18 protein-coding genes are annotated in these 20,306 nt (G+C 32.5%); 12 read left to right on the top strand and 6 right to left on the bottom strand.

The features are described 5' to 3' along the window. Positions 1 to 52: 52 nt before the first annotated feature. On the top strand, positions 53 to 1,570 hold the full coding sequence (locus tag SB689_RS21365; protein WP_410694110.1) for a hypothetical protein: 1,518 nt from the start codon (positions 53 to 55) through the stop codon (positions 1,568 to 1,570). Positions 1,571 to 1,622: 52 nt separating this feature from the next. Here SB689_RS21365 and SB689_RS21370 read toward each other — a convergent pair whose 3' ends face one another. Then, positions 1,623 to 2,321 carry a hypothetical protein gene (locus SB689_RS21370; RefSeq protein WP_410694111.1) on the bottom strand — a complete coding sequence of 233 codons (699 nt, stop codon included), beginning with the start codon at positions 2,319 to 2,321 and terminating at the stop codon, positions 1,623 to 1,625. A 78-nt stretch (positions 2,322 to 2,399) separates the two neighbouring features. After that, the gene (locus SB689_RS21375; RefSeq protein ID WP_410694112.1) at positions 2,400 to 3,554 is read right to left on the bottom strand and encodes a hypothetical protein; all 1,155 of its coding nucleotides are present in this window, start codon (positions 3,552 to 3,554) and stop codon (positions 2,400 to 2,402) included. A gap of 98 nt (positions 3,555 to 3,652) precedes the next feature. Between SB689_RS21375 and folE the strand changes: the two genes are divergently transcribed. The 8 genes from folE to SB689_RS21415 all read left to right on the top strand — a co-directional run bounded on the left by folE (position 3,653) and on the right by SB689_RS21415 (position 13,145). After that, positions 3,653 to 4,318: a GTP cyclohydrolase I FolE gene (gene folE / locus SB689_RS21380; RefSeq protein ID WP_066752686.1), complete on the top strand. Its 666-nt coding sequence runs from the start codon at positions 3,653 to 3,655 to the stop codon at positions 4,316 to 4,318. Positions 4,319 to 4,329: 11 nt separating this feature from the next. Continuing rightward, positions 4,330 to 4,761: a DinB family protein gene (locus SB689_RS21385; protein ID WP_410694113.1), complete on the top strand. Its 432-nt coding sequence runs from the start codon at positions 4,330 to 4,332 to the stop codon at positions 4,759 to 4,761. 150 nt (positions 4,762 to 4,911) lie between these two features. Further along, positions 4,912 to 6,378 (top strand): cysteine--tRNA ligase, encoded by a 1,467-nt coding sequence (gene cysS / locus SB689_RS21390; protein WP_410694114.1) that lies wholly within the window; start codon positions 4,912 to 4,914, stop codon positions 6,376 to 6,378. Positions 6,379 to 6,687: 309 nt separating this feature from the next. Beyond that, on the top strand, positions 6,688 to 7,854 hold the full coding sequence (locus SB689_RS21395; protein ID WP_410694115.1) for a T9SS type A sorting domain-containing protein: 1,167 nt from the start codon (positions 6,688 to 6,690) through the stop codon (positions 7,852 to 7,854). A 123-nt stretch (positions 7,855 to 7,977) separates the two neighbouring features. Further along, positions 7,978 to 10,629 (top strand): 4-alpha-glucanotransferase, encoded by a 2,652-nt coding sequence (locus tag SB689_RS21400; protein ID WP_410694116.1) that lies wholly within the window; start codon positions 7,978 to 7,980, stop codon positions 10,627 to 10,629. A 139-nt stretch (positions 10,630 to 10,768) separates the two neighbouring features. Further along, positions 10,769 to 11,866, top strand: coding sequence for a hypothetical protein (locus SB689_RS21405; RefSeq protein ID WP_410694117.1), 1,098 nt, complete (start codon positions 10,769 to 10,771; stop codon positions 11,864 to 11,866). A gap of 184 nt (positions 11,867 to 12,050) precedes the next feature. After that, the gene (locus SB689_RS21410) at positions 12,051 to 12,509 is read left to right on the top strand and encodes a hypothetical protein (protein ID WP_410694118.1); all 459 of its coding nucleotides are present in this window, start codon (positions 12,051 to 12,053) and stop codon (positions 12,507 to 12,509) included. A 126-nt stretch (positions 12,510 to 12,635) separates the two neighbouring features. Next, positions 12,636 to 13,145: a ferritin gene (locus SB689_RS21415; protein WP_066759553.1), complete on the top strand. Its 510-nt coding sequence runs from the start codon at positions 12,636 to 12,638 to the stop codon at positions 13,143 to 13,145. A 69-nt stretch (positions 13,146 to 13,214) separates the two neighbouring features. Here the strand turns inward: SB689_RS21415 and SB689_RS21420 are convergent, their stop codons facing one another. Next, positions 13,215 to 13,667, bottom strand: a complete 453-nt coding sequence (locus SB689_RS21420; protein ID WP_410694119.1) for a hypothetical protein — start codon at positions 13,665 to 13,667, stop codon at positions 13,215 to 13,217. 1 nt (position 13,668) lies between these two features. Continuing rightward, a complete protein-coding gene (locus tag SB689_RS21425) occupies positions 13,669 to 16,809 on the bottom strand; it encodes a UvrD-helicase domain-containing protein (RefSeq protein WP_410694120.1) in 3,141 nt (1,046 codons plus the stop codon). A gap of 183 nt (positions 16,810 to 16,992) precedes the next feature. Here SB689_RS21425 and SB689_RS21430 point away from each other — a divergent pair, with 183 nt between their 5' ends. From SB689_RS21430 to SB689_RS21440, 3 genes are all read left to right on the top strand, one after another. Beyond that, positions 16,993 to 17,739 (top strand): hypothetical protein, encoded by a 747-nt coding sequence (locus tag SB689_RS21430; RefSeq protein ID WP_410694121.1) that lies wholly within the window; start codon positions 16,993 to 16,995, stop codon positions 17,737 to 17,739. 47 nt (positions 17,740 to 17,786) lie between these two features. Next, positions 17,787 to 18,596 carry a carboxypeptidase-like regulatory domain-containing protein gene (locus tag SB689_RS21435; RefSeq protein WP_410694122.1) on the top strand — a complete coding sequence of 270 codons (810 nt, stop codon included), beginning with the start codon at positions 17,787 to 17,789 and terminating at the stop codon, positions 18,594 to 18,596. An 84-nt stretch (positions 18,597 to 18,680) separates the two neighbouring features. Next, positions 18,681 to 19,415, top strand: coding sequence for an SIMPL domain-containing protein (locus SB689_RS21440; RefSeq protein ID WP_410694123.1), 735 nt, complete (start codon positions 18,681 to 18,683; stop codon positions 19,413 to 19,415). Between the two features lie 153 nt (positions 19,416 to 19,568). On the opposite strand, the gene SB689_RS21445 is transcribed toward SB689_RS21440, so the two are convergent. Beyond that, positions 19,569 to 20,081 (bottom strand): GNAT family N-acetyltransferase, encoded by a 513-nt coding sequence (locus SB689_RS21445; protein WP_410694124.1) that lies wholly within the window; start codon positions 20,079 to 20,081, stop codon positions 19,569 to 19,571. A gap of 3 nt (positions 20,082 to 20,084) precedes the next feature. Further along, positions 20,085 to 20,306: a PspC family transcriptional regulator gene (locus SB689_RS21450; protein ID WP_034712816.1), complete on the bottom strand. Its 222-nt coding sequence runs from the start codon at positions 20,304 to 20,306 to the stop codon at positions 20,085 to 20,087.

Genomic DNA, 20,306 nt, shown 5'->3' on the forward strand with positions numbered 1-20,306 from the left:
TTAACATAATTTATTAATTATAATTATTATTTTCATTTCAAATTCGATTTTCATGAAAAAAATAACGTTATTTCTAAGTTTTATTTCTTTAGCTACAACTTTTAATGCGCAAGTTGGTATCAATACCCCAACACCTCAAACTACTTTAGATGTTGTAGGAAATGGGGCATCTACAAGCATCAAAGATGGTTTTAGAGCTCCAAGAATCACAAAGCAACAATTAGCAGCAAAATCTGCCGGAGTCTACGGTGCGACAGAAAGTGGAGCGCTGGTTTATGTTACAGATGTTACGGCTCCTTCGGGCACAACTCCAAGCTTAACGCAAGTTGCAGAAGTTGCAGGAGCAGGTTATTATTACTTTGACGGCTCAATTTGGAAGCAGGTTGTCAACTCTACAGGTTTTACAAATATTTATAACTCAAATGGAACTCTTACTACGAACAGAACCGTTTCGCAAGGGACAAATACATTAACTTTTGCAAATTCTGCAACTGCAGGAACAAACCATTTTTCTGTCGATGGAAATACTTTTTCTGTTGATGCTGTAACTGACAGAATTGGAATTGGTACCACGACTCCTGAAACAAAATTACATGTGATTTCTGGTGTGGCAAGTTCTAACAGATATAATATTATTGATGCTGCCAATTCTACTAATCAATATGCATTTTTAGCATTAAGAAATACTTCTCCCTTGGCTACAGGTAATTATTCTTTACTAGGATTTACCAATAGTGGGCCTACATCAGGAGGTGCCAATTGGGCTTTAGGAAGTATTCGTACTGGTGCAACGATTGTAAATGGTACTGAGGAAGATTTTTATGTAGGGAATTCTTTAGGTGGAGGTTTAAATGAACGTTTCAGAATTACTTCTGCAGGAAACGTAGGAATCGGAACAAGCACTCCGGCTAGAAGACTTCATGTAAATGCCAATTCAAGTGCTGTAAGATTTGAAAGCTTAGCAACATTACCGACTAACACAGCTGCGACTAGTTTAGTTATTGATACAAACGGGGATATTTATAAAAATAATACAGTTTCGGTAGAAGGTCAGATTCTAAGAATAGGTTTGAATGCATTTACTTACACAACAGTGAGTGAAGTTGGACTAAGGTTTAACTCAAATGATAGTACAGCGGAAATGGGAAATGCACCCAACACTGCACCCAATTTTATTAATACCATTGTAGGAGCAACGATAAATGATGCTGTGTCTGCACCTGCAGGACAAGGATCGCCGGCGAGAACTGCAGATCAGATTTTATTACAGCCTGGAATATATAAAATACAGGTGAGACTTGTAGGGAATTTTGCGGGAACAAGTTCATTAAATAATCTTTTCCTGAAAAGTATTGTGAATAATAATGAATATTCTTTGGTGAATTTCACCAATAACTCAAATCAGACAACAACTTATTATTTTGATGATTTCATTAATATCACAGGGTCAGCACAAACTGTTGATTTTACGATACTTCCTGGAACAAATACTTTTACGACAGCATCAAGTCAGAGTCCGAGTACGGGGAATTCTTACAGAAGTTTGATTTTGATACAGAGATTGAGATAATTAAATTTTATGAAAAAATACCCGTTTTATCAAAGGATAAAACGGGTATTTTTTAGTTTTGATTCAAAAAGTTGACTAATTTTATTAGGTCTTCTTCTTTATTGAATTTTATTTTATTTGATTTTACAAAAGTTTCAATAGCTTCTTTTTTTTCTGGGATTTGATCAACTATTTCTTTCAAATTTTTAGGATCTTTTATAAATCCTTTTTCTGTTTTTATATAATATTTTGGTTCAAGCGTTTGAAATTTTGCAGGTTTGTCTTCTGCATAGCCATTTGAAGATTTTACCATATCAATAAATCTGGTTTTCACCTTCTTATAAAGAGGATATTTACCACTTGATAGTTCAAAAAAATACCCGGATAAATCATCCCCAGTATTTACAAGGGCTAACTTCTCTTTTGTATTTGTAAATATAATTTTTGAAAATACATCTTGTTTTGGCAATACATGTACTTTTTCGTCTTTTTGAAATTCAATTTCATCAGAGTAACTGTTATATCTGGCAACTAAAGTTTCATAATTATCTGCCACTTTTGCAGGCGTAAATTCTTTTTTATAATATGGAGATCCTGAAATATCACTATAAGATAATGTTTTACCTGATTTTGGAGAAAGTATTTCGTAATAACTGTGAGTATCTACTGATTGTACAGTTTGAAGAACTTGCCCAAATAAAGAAAAGTAAGAAAATAATAGAGTAGGAATAATAAGGAATTTTTTCATAATTATTATAATTAATTTTTTCAAATATAGCAAGTTTAATTTAAAATGAAATCTTAATTTTGATAAAAATTCCCATGAAGTAGATTTGTTATATTAACAAAATTAAAGAATAGCATGCCTCTCAAAAACTTTCTCTCGATCAAACAAATAGCGATAAGTCGCCAATTTCCTAGTCACCTCTGTATCCAGATTTTCCGCAATCTTAATCATTTTTGGATTAAAATCTCCGATCCATTGCAGTTCGGTAACTTTAAAATCAGTGTGTTTTCTTAGATGTTGAGTACCTTCCCAAATCATATAACCTTCAAGACCTTTTTTTTGCCATTCGGGTACAACTCCGAAAACGAGACCAACCATTTTTTCATTTTTTTTGAATTTTTTGATCCATAAAAACTTTAGTTTCTCTATAAGTCCAAATTTCCCATTCATATATTTAAACCATTGATTCAAATCCGGAATATTCATCCACATGGCAACGGGTTTTTCATTTTCATATACAAACCATGAAATATGTTCATTGATGATTGGTTTCATGGTTTTAAACATTTTCAATGTCTTTGCTTCTTCAAGCTGCTTTCCTTCTCCGTGAGCTGCCCAGGCTTTGTTGTAAATTTCAGTAAAATCTTTAGCAAATTTTTCAAGATTATTTTTTTTCAATGGTCTTGCTGAAATTGCAGGATTTTTACTGTGTTTTGCATGCATAACTGTAAAGACTCTCGAAACTTCCGCGAAAATAGGTCTTGAAAAACAAAGCTGTTCGAAATAAATTTGAAAACCATAATTTTCAAGAAGCTCTTTGTAATAAGGAAAATTATAATTCATTCCATATAAAGGTTCTATGAATCCATCTATGAGCAATCCCCAGAATTTATCCCTTTCACCGAAATTTATAGGTCCATCCATCGCTTCCATTCCTCTTTCCTGAAGCCATTTTTTACAATAATCAAAAATAAAATTAGCTGTTTCCTGATCATTAATGCAATCAAAGAATCCAATTCCTCCAGTAGGTTGATTTTGTTTGTATAATTGATTAACAAAAACCGCTATTTTTCCAACAGTTTTATTGTCTTTATTTTTAAATATGAATCTTTTACATTCTCCGTTTTTGAAGAATTTATTTTTTTGATGATCAAAAATAGCTTCAATATCTTTATCTAAAGGTCTGATGTAGTTTTTGTCATGTTGATAAAGTCTGACAGGGAATTCTAGAAATTCCTTTTTCTGATTTTCGTGGTGTACTTCTTCAGCAATAATCATAACTTTTATACGAATGAGGAGATGAGGTAATATTTTTGGGTTAAATTGAAATATACGAACAGATATTATCCGTATTTTTGTTGCAAATTAAATAAAAAATGGTTGATTTTACTGATAACGACGATGATATTTTCACAGGAAAAGAACATACGCCTATACGGGAAGATGCTTTTGATAAATCGCCACAGGAAAAAATAGAAAAGATCACTGAACTTTTCGGTGAGATTATGGAAACGCTTGGATTGGATATGACAGACGATTCCTTGAAAGATTCTCCAACGCGTGTTGCTAAAATGTATGTGAATGAAATTTTTGGAGGATTATTGCCTGAAAACAAACCGGGAATTTCCACGTTTTCCAATAAATATAAATACAGTCAGATGTTGGTGGAAAAAGATATCACTGTATATTCTTTTTGTGAACACCACTTTTTACCAATTATTGGAAGAGCGCATGTGGCCTATATTTCAAACGGTGAAGTAATTGGACTTTCAAAAATTAACAGGATTGTAGATTATTACGCGAAAAGACCACAAGTTCAGGAAAGATTGACAATGCAGATCGTGAACGCTTTAAAAGAAGCTTTAGGAACAAAAAATGTTGCCTGTATCATCGATGCAAAACATCTTTGTGTAAATTGCAGAGGAATTAAAGATACTGCAAGTTCAACGATAACGGCAGAACTAAGTGGAATTTTCAAAACAAATCCTATTACAAGACAGGAATTCTTACATTACGTAGGAAGTCATGCTAAATTGGATTAAATTTGATTGTAATGAACTATCACATTCTTAAAAATATCATTGAAGAAGAACTTCTTAGATTCGAAACGATCTATGAAGAAGATTGGTGTTATAAAATTTCGCCTGAAAAATGGTCAAAAAAAGAAATTTTAGGTCATCTTTGTGATAGTGCAATTACAAACATCAGAAGATTTGTAGTCACTCAATATAAAGAAAACGAGAATATTGTTTATGATCAGGATTTTTGGGTAAAAGCTCAGAATTATCAGAATATTCCCACTCAGGATGTGATCAATCTTTGGAAATTTTTGAATTTTCAAATTGTTCATACCGTTGAAAATATTCCTGATGAGGCATTGAAAAGAACTTGCGATACCACAAAAACGAATCCTCAGAATTTCACTTTGGAATTTATTATTCAGGATTATGTTGATCATTTAAAATATCACTTAAAAGCAATTTAATAATGATAAAATTTAAAAAAAGCTCAGATAAAATTTTCGTAATGACAATTATTTGTTGTTGCTGTGAATGTTGCTGTTAAAAGATTTCGGTCTTTTAGCATATCTAAACTTTAAACTAAATTTTAAAATCATTAAATCAAATACAACACAATGCAATTAAAAATATACAACTCGCTTACAGCGGAAAAAGAAATATTTAACCCAATTTTAGAAGGAAACGTCGGAATGTATGTCTGTGGGCCTACCGTTTACAGCAATGTGCATTTGGGAAATGTGAGAACTTTCCTTTCTTTCGACTTTATTTACAGAAGCTTAACGCATTTGGGATATAAAGTAAGATATGTAAGAAATATCACCGATGCAGGGCACCTTACAGACGATGGAGACGTAAACAACGACAGATTTGTAAAGCAAACCCGTCTTGAAAAACTGGAACCAATGGAAATCGTACAAAAATATACAGTTGATTTTCATAAGGTTTTGGAAATGTTTAATTTACTTCCTCCAAACATTGAACCGACAGCAACAGGTCATATTGTTGAGCAGATCGAATTAACTCAGAAATTAATTGAAAAAGGGTTCGCTTACGAAAGCAACGGATCTGTATATTTTGACGTTCTTGAATACAATAAAAGAGGCCTTAATTACGGCGAACTTTCAAAACGTAATATTGAAGAACTTTTTGCCAACACTCGTGATTTGGACGGACAAGGAGAAAAGAAAAATCCACAGGATTTTGCCCTTTGGAAAAAAGCTTCACCTGCACACATCATGAGATGGAATTCGCCTTGGGGAGAAGGTTTCCCGGGATGGCATCTTGAATGTACTGCGATGAGCACTAAATATTTAGGTGAAAAATTTGATATTCACGGAGGTGGAATGGATTTGAAATTTCCACACCACGAATGTGAGATCGCTCAAGGAAAAGCTTGCAATGATACCGCTCCGGTAAATTACTGGATGCATGCTAATATGTTGACAATGAACACGCAACGTATGAGTAAGTCAACAGGAAATTACATTTTACCGATGCAGTTGGTTACGGGAGATAATGATTTCTTTGAAAAACCTTTCCATCCGTCGATTGTACGTTTTTGTTTCTTACAGGCTCATTATAGAAGTGTTTTGGATATTTCTAATGATGCGATGATTGCGAGCGAAAAAGGTTTCATCAGATTAATGGAAGCAGTAAAAGTTTTAAATTCAATCACTCCGAATGATGAAAAACAATCTGGTTTTAATCTGGAAGAGTGGAAAAATAAAGCATACGATGCTTTAAATGATGATTTCAATTCTCCGGTTCTTATTGCTCATTTATTTGAAGCTGTGAAATTTATTTTTGCTTTAAATGATGAAAAGGAAACGATTTCAACGAAAGATTTAGAGGATTTGAAATCAACTTTAAATGCTTTAATATTTGATGTTTTAGGACTTCAGGCGGTTGAAGAAAATAACAATGAAAAGTTGGATCAAACGTTACAGGTTTTAATCGAACTGAGAAATCAGGCAAGAAAATCGAAGAACTTTGACCTTTCAGATCAAATCCGCGACAAACTTCTTGCTGAAGGCATTGAATTAAAAGACGGAAGAGACGGAACAACTTATGTCTTAAATTAAAATTTAAAAAAATAGTATATACTTAAACTCTCACAAATTTGTGGGAGTTTTTTATGCATGTTTTTGTCATTTCGACGAAGGAGAAACTCTTGTCTTAATAACCTTAACACCTTAAATAAAATCTTAATGGTTAAAATTTAAGTATAAAAAGATATTAGGCTTAAAACATTCTCCAAATTATCACAATTACATTATTAAAATTAAATTATTGTAAATGTTATTCAATTAATAGAGATTTTTTGTTATTCAATTTGAAAATTATGTAACTTAGTAATAGTAAAATCATTACGAATCTAAATCCAACTTATTATGAAAAAACATTTATTCCCTTTATTTTTGGTATTATTAGGAGCAAATGCTCACGCACAGCAAGATTTTTTTGCATTGACGGGAAAAGATACTCCAGGTATTGTTTTCAATGACTTTCGCGCCATTGATGCAGTAAACGGAACTTCCGGAGAAGCTGTCTTCACGGCAGATTCTTCTGCAAAAATATTTTCGCAGACAAGAAACGGTTCTGTAACTGAGGATAAAAATTCTTATAACAATTCTCAGGCGACGACAATGGCGACTTTAGCATACGATTCTAGGAATAACAATTTGGTGTATATGCCGATGTTTTCATCCAATATCTATGTTTTAAATTCTAAAACAAAAGAAATCACTTTGGTAGAAAACAGTGTTGCGAGAGTAACTTCTTGTGATATTAATTCTCACATAACGAGAATGGCGACCGGATATGACGGTAATATTTACGCGATGAATAATTCCGGAACACAGTTTTTACAGATCAGTAAAAAGAACAATCAATATATCGTAAATGATCTTGGGATTGTTAAAGATGATTCTTCAAACGGGAAAAATTCTTTCACAACAATTGAAACAGGCTTTGGAGGTGATATGATTGCCGATGCAGATAATAATTTCTATGTTTTTGCAACTTCAGGAAATGTTTTTAAAGTTTCAACTAAAGAATTAAAGTCCAAATTTGTCGGAAAAATAACAGGAATTCCCGAAGGTTATTCCGTAAACGGAGCTGCGGTGAATTCTAACGGAAAAGTTGTGATTGCAAGTGCAAAAGGAGCACCTTTATATGAAGTGAATTTGAATGATTTACAGGCAAAACAACTTCCCGGAAATTTAAATTTACATATTTATGATTTGGCGAGTAAATATTTCGCTAATGATAAAGCAATTTCAAATAATGCGTTGGCAAATTTAGATATCTATCCGACCAGAGTTGATGAGCAATTAATCAACGTAAATGTGAATGATAAATCGGTAAAAGGAAATCTTAAACTTACTATTTTTGATATCTCGGGTAAGAATGTAATGCAACAGAATTTATCCATAAAAGATGGTTCATTAAATCAACAGGTTTATTTGAAAAATCTCATCAATGGAGCGTATATTGTGAGTATCGCTAATGAGTCCGGAAAAATATTATTAAGCAAGAAAATTATTGTAACAGAATAATCTTTTAGCTTTCTTAAAAATTATAGCCTTTTCAAATATCTGAGAAGGCTTTTTTAATGAATATTTGATATTCAATAAGTTTTGTTTTTCGAGATTAAAATGTATTTTTATAAAAAAATATAGATGAAATTATACTTTAATATAGGTTACAGCGCAAAACCAGGGGAATCTTTGCAGTTGATCATCAATGAAGAAGGAGCTGTACCCAAAACTCATAAAATGTTTTGCACCGAGAACGGTTTGTGGAAATGTGAAGTAGACTATTTTTCAAAATCGATCTCTTATAAATATCAGCTTACAGGTGAAAAAGAAAGTATTCTTAGAGAAGAATTTGTTTTGCATCATCTTAATTTCCCTCACAACTATAAAGAATTTTCTATTTTCGATGAATGGAACAATAAAAATTTCCCCGAAAATTATTTAAACAATAAAATCCTTTACAATAAGCTGAATCAGTTTGTTCCTGAAAAGATTTCGGTCTTAAAAAAACATACCCATTTATTCAGATTAGAAGCTCCGGTGTACAATCCGAATTGGAAGATTGTATTGTTCGGAAGTACGGCTTCTCTGGGAAATTGGAACTATGAGAAAGTAATTCATTTATCTCAGACGGATTTCGGTATTTGGGAGACTTCGGTTGAAATTCCTGAGAACGAATTTATCCAATTTAAATATTGTCTTTATGACAAAAATGAAGGTAAAGTAATTGATGTAGAAGCCGGAGAAAACAGATTTGCGGTTGCCAATCAACAGAAAGATGTTTTGCAGGTTGTTTCAAGTCATTATTTTAAATTCAAACTATATCAAATGTATCATGATGCAGGAGTTGCGGTTCCTGTGTTCTCTTTGAGAAGTGAAAATGGTTTCGGTGTCGGAGAATTCTCTGATATGAAAGAATTGGCAGACTGGACAAAGGAGACAGGTTTAGGGATTATCCAGATTCTTCCGATTAATGATACAACGGCCAACTATTCTTGGACGGATTCTTATCCTTATGCAGCGGTTTCTGTATATGCTTTACACCCTCAATATATTTCTTTGGAGAATCTTGATTTTAAATTGCCTAAAGATTTAGTTGAAGAATATAATGCTGAGAAATTAAAATTAAATTATTTAGAATTAATTGATTACGAAGAAATGATTTCCGGAAAATGGAAATTTTTGAAAGCCGTTTTCAATACAGAAAAAGAGAAAATCTATAAAGACAGAAACTTTAAGAAATTTATAAAAGATAATGAAGATTGGCTGATTCCATATTCTGCATTTTGTGTGTTGAGAGATAAATATAAAACTCCGAATTTCAATGACTGGAAGACGCATAAAAAATACATCGCAGGAAAAATTTCACCATTCTTTTCAGCAAAAAATAAAGAATATGATGTCTCAATGCTTCATGCCTGGGTGCAATATCAACTTCATAAACAGTTAAAAGAGGCGATTGAATATATCCATAGTTTAGGGGTTTCCGTAAAAGGAGATTTGCCGATCGGGATTTACAGACATTCTGTTGAAGCTTGGACGGAGCCGGAATTATTCGGGATGGATTTCCAAGCCGGAGCACCACCTGATCAGTTTACGGAATTGGGTCAAAACTGGGAATTTCCAACCTATAATTGGGAAGCGATGAAAGCTGATGATTATACATGGTGGAAAAACAGATTCAAAGCATTAGAACAATATTTTGATGCGATGAGAATTGATCATATTTTAGGGTTTTTCAGAATTTGGAGAATGCCAATTTCTGCTACTCAGGGGATTTTAGGGTATTTTTATCCTGCAGTTCCGGTTACTGAAGAAGAATTTAAGGCTTGGCATATTCCTTTTGATTTTAACAGGTATTGTAAGCCGTTTATTAATGATCAGATTCTTTGGAATTATTTCGGAGAAGATCACGGAAAAGCTCTTGAATTTATCAATAATAATTCTAACGGAACGTATTCTTTCAAAGAAGAATTTGATACTCAGAGAAAATTATCAGATTTCTTTAAGAAAAATCCAAGAGGTTCGGTTGAAGAACAATTAATTGCCCTTTGTGCGAATGTTTTATTTTTAACTGAAGAAAGAGAAGGCGAAACAGTTTATCATCCAAGATTTAATGTTTATAATACTGAGTCTTACAAATATTTGTCGGATTGGGAAAAGAAATCTATTTACGATCTATATCACGATTATTTCTTCAAGAGACAAGATAAGCTTTGGAGTGAAAAGGCAATGGAAAAGCTTCCAATGATCTTAAATGCAACCGAAATGTTGATCTGTGGTGAAGATTTAGGAATGGTTCCCGATTGTGTACCTGCTGTAATGGATGAATTGGCGATCATAGCCTTGAAAGTTCAGCGTATGCCTTCGGATAATATTCCATTTTACAATCCTAAAAATGCGAGTTATTTGAATGTAATTACGGCTTCTTCACATGACAGTTCAACGTTAAGACAATGGTGGAAGGAAGATCCGGCTTTGACGCAGAAATATTTTAATCAACAATTAATTCAATACGGAAAAGCTCCACAAGAATTGGATGCTCATTTAGCTGAGATCATTATGAAGCAACATCTTTACACGAATGCGATGTTGGCTATTTTCCCGATTCAGGAGTTTTTTGCAACGGATAAAGAGCTTACCAATCCGAAAATGGACAATGAAAGGATTAATAATCCGGCAATATTTCCGCATTATTGGCGTTACAGAATGCATTTAAATTTAGAAGATTTAAAAAACAGTACAGATTTTAACCAAAAAATAAAATATTGGGTTAAAGACAGTGGAAGATTGTAAATTTAACATTTGATTATCAATTAGTTAATAATAAATTAAAAGAAGTTGTATCGAAAGATTTAACTTCTTTTTTTTATTTATATCCAAAAGATAGATTAGAGATAGTCTACTATATATTAACCAATTAACGACAATAAGAATGAAAAAAATATTTTTGGGATTTGCTTTGAGTTTGGCGACTTTGTCGTTTGCTCAGCAATATCCAAACAACGGTTACGGTAATGGTAACGACGGATACAATAACGGTTACGGAAATAATGGTTATGAAAATAACAACTATGGAAGTAATGACGGATATTATTCTAATGAAGATGATCAGAATTATTTCCCTGATGATTATTACTACAACTATCCTCAGGATTATTATCCTCAAGATTATTACCAGAATAACTATAACGATTACAGAAGCAGTATCGTAAATGTCAACTGGAATGTGTTCTTTAATCAAAATAGATTGAACCGTTGGCAAATTGATCAAATCTTAAGATTGAATAATCTGTATGTAAGCTTTTCAACATGGGATAACTACTACAGATACAATCCGGACAGATGGTATTATGATAGATTCTATGCGTTACAAAGAATTATGGGACCGCAGATTTTTATTAGTTTTCAAAACAATTATTATAGAGGAGCTAGCCCAGTTGTGTATTTTCAAAATTACAGAAGAACGCATTATGCTTCCATCTGCAGACCAATGCCTCGCTATAGAAACGTAAATATTAATATTTACAGAGTAGACAGAGCCAAATTTAGAGGAAATAATAATCCTTCCTTTAATATTGCAAGAACGAGCCAAAGAGAAAATAACGGATTTAGAGGATCTGGAAGAGATAATAATAACTCAGGATTCCGTAATCAGTCTATTAAGAGAGATAATAACTCAGGAGGTTTCCGTGATTCTGGAAATAACGGAACAAGAAATAACGGAGGCTTTAGAGCAGGAACTGAAAACACTGGCGGAACCAGAAATACAGGAGGTTTCAGAAATGATGTGAGAACAGAACCTTCTGCTCCTAGAGAAAATAACGGTGGTTTTAGAGGAAACGCAGGAAATAGCGGTGGAACCAGAAGCTCTGGCGGATTCAGAACTGAAACAAGAAGAGAAAGTTCTGCACCAAGAGAAAGCAACGGAGGTTTCAGACAGCAAAGATCTGAGAGTTCTGCTCCAAGACAAGGTAATAATGGAGGAGGGAATAGAAGTGCTTCCGGAGGTTTCAGATTAACGAGTAATTAATTTTCATATATTATATTTAAGTGGTGTGAAGGGCAGATTTTTATAATCTGTCCTTTTTATTTTGTGTTTTATTATTTTGGTAGTAAAATTTAACATTTTTTATGAATATTCAGCTTTAACTTCTATTTTAATTAAGTATCAAAAAGATGTATAACAATTAATTAATAATTAAATATTTAAAAAGATGAAAAAATTAGTATTAGCAATAGCATTTATCGGAATGGGAAGTTTTGCAATGGCACAACAAACTACTCCTCAGGACAAACAAGCTAGAAGAGCAGAAATGCAGCAGAAAATGCAACAAAAAGAGCAAGAGCATTTAGATAAAATGCAAAAAGATTTAAACTTAAATCAATCACAGGTTGCTCAGATAAAAGGTCTTCACGAAAAGAGAAAAGCTGAAATGAAAGCTGAGTTTGATAAAAACAAAGGAGAAAGACAAGCTAAAATGGAGAAGATGAAAGGCAAGAGAGAGCAAATGGATGCAGATATGAAAAAAATCTTAACTCCTGAGCAGTACGGTAAATGGCAAGCTGACAGACAGGCTAAAATGGAGCAAAGAAAAGCAGCAATGAAAGACAGAGGAATGAAGGGTGGAAAAATGAAGAGATCAATGGATACGGCCGCTCCTGCTGTGAATTAAGAGTTTTCAATTTTGATTTTTTAATGTGTTAAGGACGGATGTATTTCCGTCCTTTTTGTATTAAATTTGATTAAATCTTTTGATTTCGGGGTTTTATTCCATAATTTTACTGTAAAATTTATTATTATGGTAAGCGATAAAATTGCACAATTAATTAACGAACAAATAGCTCACGAACAATACGCCGCACAATATTATCTTTCAATGTCTGCTTGGTTTTCTAGCAAAGACCTTGATGGAATTGCCAATTATTTCAGAGTGCAAAGCAAAGAAGAATTGATGCATGCTGATAAAATGTTTGATTATTTAAATGATGTTGGAGGACAAATCATCATCGGAGAAATTGCAAAACCACCACACGAATTTGCAAATGCAATCGACATTTTTGAAAAAGCATTAGAACACGAGAAAAAAGTAACGAAAAGTATTTTCAACATCGTTAAAAATGCGAATGACGAAGGAGATTTTGCTACAACTTCTTTCCTACAATGGTTCATCAACGAGCAGGTAGAAGAGGAGGCAAGTGCTTCTCAGTACGTAACGAAGATCAAAATGGTGTCTGATAATCCATCTGCATTATATCTTTTTGATCAGGAATTATCACAAAGAGTTTTTGTTGCAAATGCAACGGCTTAAGATTAACTTTAAATAAAGGTTAAAATAGTTTCGGCGGCACCAAAGGTGCCGCCGAAACTATTTTAAGTATTAAAAATAATTGTTCCAAAACCAGCTAGGATAAGGAATGGTGTCGAGTTTCTTTTTTAAATCTGTATTGTTAAGAATCAGATTTTTCAATTGAATTTGATTCAAATCTTTTGAAACAGGAATAGAAACATATATTCTATTGACGTTAACATTACTTTTTAAATAGACAACTAGAAAAGTGTTTTCTTTATATTTTTTTGCGTCGTTAAAATCTAAATTTCCGACGTCACATTGAGATTCATATTCTTTATCATTAATTTGAAAAGTGTAAACAAAATCATATCCAGTACCTCTTCCGTAAGGCTTTACATCTCTTATTTTTCCAACAGTATAAAATCCCTCTGTTTTATATAATTCTTTATACTTATTCCTAAAATGATGATCTGAAAGTATAAGACCAATAATAAGAATTATCCAAAAGTATGCATGATATTTCTTAAGAAAATCAATCATGTTACAAATAAATAAGTTGAGTTCTTAAAACCTTTCTTCCCAAATGTTCCAAAACATTCTTATATCGTTCAATCTGTCGATCATTCTTCGCCGTTTCTTCACCAGTCTTGAAATCCACAATAATATAACCTTCACTACCTTTTAAAATTCGGTCGGGTCTGTAGATTCGGCTTTCTCCATTTTCTGAGATCATGATATCTTGTTCATTGATCACTTCCCATTTTTCATCAAAAAATTCAGAATGAGTATGGACGATCTCTTGCAACGTTTCTTGAATATCATTTTTTTCTTCTAAGGTAATTTGTCCTTCCAAAAGATAACTTTTAAGAACTTTTGCAATATCCTTTTTGGTATTGATTTTTGATAATAATTCGTGAACGAAAAGACCGATTCTCACTTTCTCATTTCGAACTTGGTAATTTTTAGATGGAGTCGCAATTTTTACGGAATTACTTTTTTCATTGATATTTTTAAGATTCTCAATATTTTTTGTTTTGAAAGAAGACGTTTTATCTTTCGAATACTTTTTCAGCATTTCTGGCTTGACTTCATACAGATCAAATTCGTCACTTTCATTGACGTTTTTAGTTTGAAGAAACTCAAGAAGCTCCAAATTGTTTGAGGTTTTGTTCGCTTTTTGAAGATAGAAAAATAATTGTTCCACAGGTCGGGTAGTGGCAACATATTGCAGACAAAGCCTGTCGACAAGGTTTTTGTAAGAATTTTGTTTGTTGAATTTCTCAATTTCCTGATCGTAAACTTCAAGATTTTTACTGAACTGATTGATATTAACAGATTTCAAAGCTTCATCGCTGCTTGTTTCAAACCAGTTGGTGAATTCGCTATCACGATTTTTATTCATCATTGGAATAAAAACAATAGGGAATTCCAGTCCTTTAGATTTGTGAATCGTCATGATCTGGATCGCATCAATGTTTTCCGAAGCCTGAATCGTGTATGTGGAAGCTTCTTCATCCCAATATTTCAAAAATTCTTTGGTGCTTGCTCCTGCATTTTGAGTAAAATTAAAAAGCATTTCCAAAAAGTTCAGAAGAAAATCAGTTTCTTTATTCTCAATTGAAAATTCATTAACGTAATATTCTACAAAGTTGTATAAATTAAATCTCGGGAAATTCTCTTGTTTTAATTGTAAAGAATATTTTAGTTGAAGAAATTGTAAAATTTCCTCATGGGTTTCAATATCTAAAATTTCCTTCATTTCCAAGGTGAAATCCGGCATACTTACTCTTCCTAATGTATTCAGATGATACATCATCATGATCAGATTAGGTTTGTTTTTCGGATTGGTTTCCCACTTTAAAAACTCGATAACAGCCTGTAGAGTATTGGATAATTCTAAGGTCAATCCTTTATCAGAAATAGTTTTGATATTCGTTTCTTCCCCTCGATAATTGACTTTTAGATTTCCCAATTTTTGAGAATAACTAAAAATGTCAAAATTTCCACGACATAGAATCGTAATATCAGAAAACTTAAAACCATTATTCAGACATTCCTGAATATTTGTTTTCATCCTTTCGGAAGTGTCGTTGTAAAAATCTTCGTTGGTGAGATTTTCAATAAGATTTACTTTTACGCGACCTTCATGTCCTGATTTTGCGTTTTGTTCGGCATCAGTTCCGAAAATATTTTTATGTTCTTCTTCAAGATCTCTAGAATGATATTCGTACAATTCATTATTGAACTGAACAATATTTTTTGCACTTCGCCAGTTATCTTTTAAAACAAGTAACTCTGCTTCTTTGGGTGAAATCTCCTTTTTATTTATAATATCAAGCATCAATTTACTTTCTCCACCACGGAATCGGTAAATACTTTGCTTTGGATCTCCAACCAACGTAAAAGATGTATTGTCTGTTGAAACACTGTGATCTCTTAGCGGAACAAAATTCTGCCACTGAAGCTCAGAAGTATCCTGAAATTCGTCAAAGAAATAATGCTGGAACTGTGAGCCTACTTTTTCATAAATAAAGGCGGAAGGCTCGTTTTTAAGGTTTTCGTTAATTAAAATATTAAACTTTGAAAGCAAAACAAGATCATTTTCATCTTCAATTTTTTTCAATTCATCCTGAATATCTTTATTAACTTTCAAGGGAAGTAGAGCAGATAAAATTTTCTCTTTTTTCTGAGTTTCTATGAATAAAAGAATCAATTGCATTCTGTTTTCCAACAATTGCTCTAAGATTTCAAAAATTTCAGATTCTTTACTTTTAGATTTTGCAGAAGCTCCTTTTCTGTAATTATTCACAACCGATTCTTCTTGTGTTGTCGGGAACGGAAATCCAGGTCTTTTTTGATTGTAAAAATCTAAAACCTTGGTAAAAAATCCTCCGATTCCATTTTTACCCTGAGCAAAATCTTCAATTTCAATATTTCTTGATTTAAATAATTCGATAGATTGAGTAGCAATCTCTAGAGCATGCTTTTTATTGAAAATAATCTCTTTTCGAATCGTATTTTTTATACTTTCATAATTTGTATCATCAAAACTTTTATTGTTTTTCAGTTGCTCATAATGAATGTCTTTTACAAACTCTTTTGCCGAGTCATAAAGGTTTTTATTAAGGTTGATTCTTTCATTATTTTCAAGACTGTAATCTACATAATCCATGAAAGAATTGGAAATAAACTCGTTTTCCCCAATCTGATCAAGCATTTTATCTACAGCTTCAATCAAAAAAGGTTCTGCATCAATTTCAAGATTGAAATTTTTAGCCAAGCCTAATTCATAGGAAAAACTTCTTACCAATCGGGCGTTGAAACGGTCAATCGTACCAATATTTAATGTAGAATAATTGTGAAGAACGTAATCTAACAGTTTTTTAGAACGAACATGCAATTCGTCAATTGTTATTCTTAAACCCTGTTTTTCAAATTCTTTTTGAATATTTTTTAAATCTGCATTTTCAGCAAAAGTATCTGCTGCGAAATTATTTAACCAAGATAAAATTCTTTCTTTCATTTCATTGGCAGCCTTATTGGTAAAAGTTAAAGCCAAGATATTTCTGATGGCGTGTTGTTGATTAGGATAACGAAGACAGATCATCAAAAGTCTCTGAACCAAGGCATAAGTTTTCCCTGAGCCCGCAGAAGCGTTGATAACTGTATAAGAATTTTGCATTTTTTTGAAAGAATTGAGAGTGCAAGTTAGCTAATTTTTAAGTGAAATTTTAACAATTTGAATTCACTATTTAACAATTTGGAAATAGAAAATTCACAAAAATTTCCTAAAACGCGTTAACTGTGGTTAAACTTATCAAATACAGTGAAAATAGTTTTAGTTTTGCGTTATAAAAAACTTTCCGTGAAATTTAAACTACTCTTTTTCTTATTTACCATATTTTTCATCAATATTAATGCTCAGGATTATATTTTTGGGAAGATATCTTCTGAAGAAAATATTGAAATGCCCGATGTTACTGTTATCAATATCCGAACTGATGAAAGGGTATCCACAAACCGAGATGGACATTTTATGATTTCCGGAAGACAGGGCGATGAACTCCGTTTTGTGAAATCCGGTTATGAAAGACTGAATAAAAAGGTAACTTCAGAAAATATCAGTTCTGCGATCAATATTACTTTAGTGAGATCTGCCGCATTAATTGCTGAGGTTGAAATAAAAAAAGGACTCACCGGAGATTTGAAGATTGATTCTAAAAATCTTAATCCTCCAAAAAAAGTTGAGAAGCTAAAAAGCGATCTGGCAGTTTATATGTCTCAAAAATCTGATCCAAGGCTTCTGGCAGCAAGAGCCGGAGAATTTGTTCAGCCGAAAGGACAAGGTTTTTCTATCGGAAAGATTAAAAATAAATGGGATGATGTTGATTTAATGGATTATCTTACAAAGGCTTTGGGAGAACAGTATTTTACAGATCTAAAGATTGATAAAGCACTAACTCAAAATTTTATTTATTACGTTTTTGCAGGCGGTTTTGAGAGAAAGAATATTTTGAAATATGGGTATTGCAGCGATGCGGATCTGTATAGATTTCAGCGATTTGTTTTAACAAGGATTTCTTCTTATCGTGCTCCTCAAACTCAAAAATAATCGTAGATGAATAGAAAGCTGGAAAATAGAAATTAGCAAACAAAATAGTGAAATTCAACAATAAATACACATTTTTATCAGGCTGGAAGAAACTTTTTCTGTTCCTTATATTTTTGTGTAATTATGTGTTTTCCCAACAAATTGTCACGGGAAAAATTACAGACGATAATGATATTAATCTCGGTTCTGTTACGGTAATTAATATTTCTACAGATCAAAAAGTATATACCAATTCTCAGGGTGAATTTTCTATTGAAGCTTTTAATAATAATGAATTAAGATTTGTAAGAGCCGGTTATGGAAGAGTTTCTAGAAGAGTAATGACAGACGGAATAAATTCTCAATTATTCATCACGCTTATTAAAATTCCTGAAGAAATAGAAGAGGTTAAAGTCGCCAAAAGATTGACAGGTGATTTGGCAGATGATTCCAGAGCCGTTGCAAAAGTAGACAAAGGTGAAATCGTTCAACAGGCGGTCGGACTTCCGCAACCTATCGGTAAAATGAGAGAAACGCCTGCCGAAGTGAAAAGTGTTTTACTTCCGATCCTTTTGGGAAATCTTAATGTACAAGGCGTTTATGATCTGGTGAGCGGAAAAGCGAGAAGACAAAAACGACAATATCGATATGATGATTTGCAGGAACATATTTTGTGGATTCGTACAAGAGTCGATGACGATTATTTTACAAAAGCAGGAATTCCTATAGAAAGAATTTCGGAATTTATAGAGTTTTCTTTTCTCACAAAACCTCGAACAAGAACTTACGTTAAAGCCAAAAACCTGTCCGGAGTATTATTAAGTCTCGAAGAAACGATCCCTCTTTACGCTGAAAGATTAAAGCAGATTAAACAATAATTTAAATGTTAATAAAATCTTAAAATTTCGGAATAGAAATTGATATATTCTTAGAATTAAAATCAACCAAATTCACGAATTTTTATGAATAAAAACATTATTGCAATCGCGGTTGCATCTTTAGGCTTCATTATTGGTCTTGGACTTTTAGGAAGCGCTATTAAAAACAGAAATAAATCTGAAAATACTATTTCAATTACCGGTCTTGGAACTAAACAATTTACTTCCGATTTAATTACCTGGTCGGGCAGTTTTTCTAAAAACAATGCCGATCTGAAATCTGCTTACGATGAATTGGCGATGGACAGAAAAGTTATCAACGATTATTTGATTTCAAAAGGAATCAAACAGAATGAGATCGTTTTTTCTTCCGTAGATATTCAGAAGCAGTTTAGAAATTATACGGATTCAAATGGAAATAATGTACAAGGAGAATTTTCGGGATATAGTCTAACACAAAGGGTTTCTATTGAAAGCAAAGAGGTTGCAAAAATCGAAAATCTTTCCAGAAATATTACAGAAATTATCAATCGAGGAATAGAATTTACTTCTTCTTCACCTTCTTATTTTTATACCAAACTAGCGACTGTAAAGCAGGAAATGATTGCTTCAGCAACAAAAGATGCCAAAGAAAGAGCTGAAAAAATTGCTGAAAATTCTGGAAGCAAATTAGGAAATCTTAAAAAAGCAACGATGGGAGTTATTCAAATTACAGCGCCAAATTCTAATGAAGATTATTCTTACGGTGGAACTTTTAATACGTCTTCTAAAGAAAAAGAGGCGAGTATTACGATTAAGTTGGAATATGAAGTGAATTAGTTTTTACATAATTTTTCTCCTACAGATTACACAGATTTTCACAGATGTTTATGTAATATTTTATCTTTAAAAATTATACGCAATCATCTGTGAAAATCTGTGTAATCTGTGGGAAATAAAAAACGCCAGAATAATTTCCAGCGTTACTATATTTTAATGATAAACAATATCATAAATTTCATCTTTAACCTCCTTCAAATTTTCAGGAGTATAATTCGATAATAACCAGAGGTCTAGCGGTTTTTTGCCTTCACCATAACTTGGCTGCACATACATTTCATCAAGAAGTTTAAAGCCGTTTTTCTGATAAAAAGAATAGCGTCTTTTAGCGTCTTCACCTAAATGTTCAGGCTCGATTTCTAAAATAATTCGCGGATAATTTTCAAATAAATATCCCGTAATATGTGACCCGAATTTCTGACTTCTAAATTCTTCAAACACCTCGAAATGCTCTACAAAAACATAATTACTTAATTCCCACAAAATGAGGTAACCAACTGTTTTTGATTCGTGTAAAACAGAAATTATTTTAACGTTCGAATTTGAAAAAAGGTTTTTAAATTTATTCCAATCTCTTCTTTCATCTTCAGGGAAAGTACTTGAATATGAAGAATAAATTTCTTGGACTCTAAAGTCGTCTGGTGATGTAATCGGTAAAAATTCCATAATTTATAAGTCGAAAACGCTGGGTCTTCTTGTGATAAAAATATCTTTGATCCAAAGGGTAAATGCCAATCCTAAATAGATAAGAAAGAAAAAACCTGCCGTGGCAAAAGTAGAGTAGATAAAGAAAACCCTAAGTTTAGACACAGGAATTCCCAATTTAGCGCCCATTCTCGTAAGAACGCCAAACCATTCTCTTTCCATTTTATGGCGAATATTATCGAACAT

Source organism: Chryseobacterium sp. SIMBA_038, assembly GCF_046535115.1.
GTDB lineage: Bacteria > Bacteroidota > Bacteroidia > Flavobacteriales > Weeksellaceae > Chryseobacterium.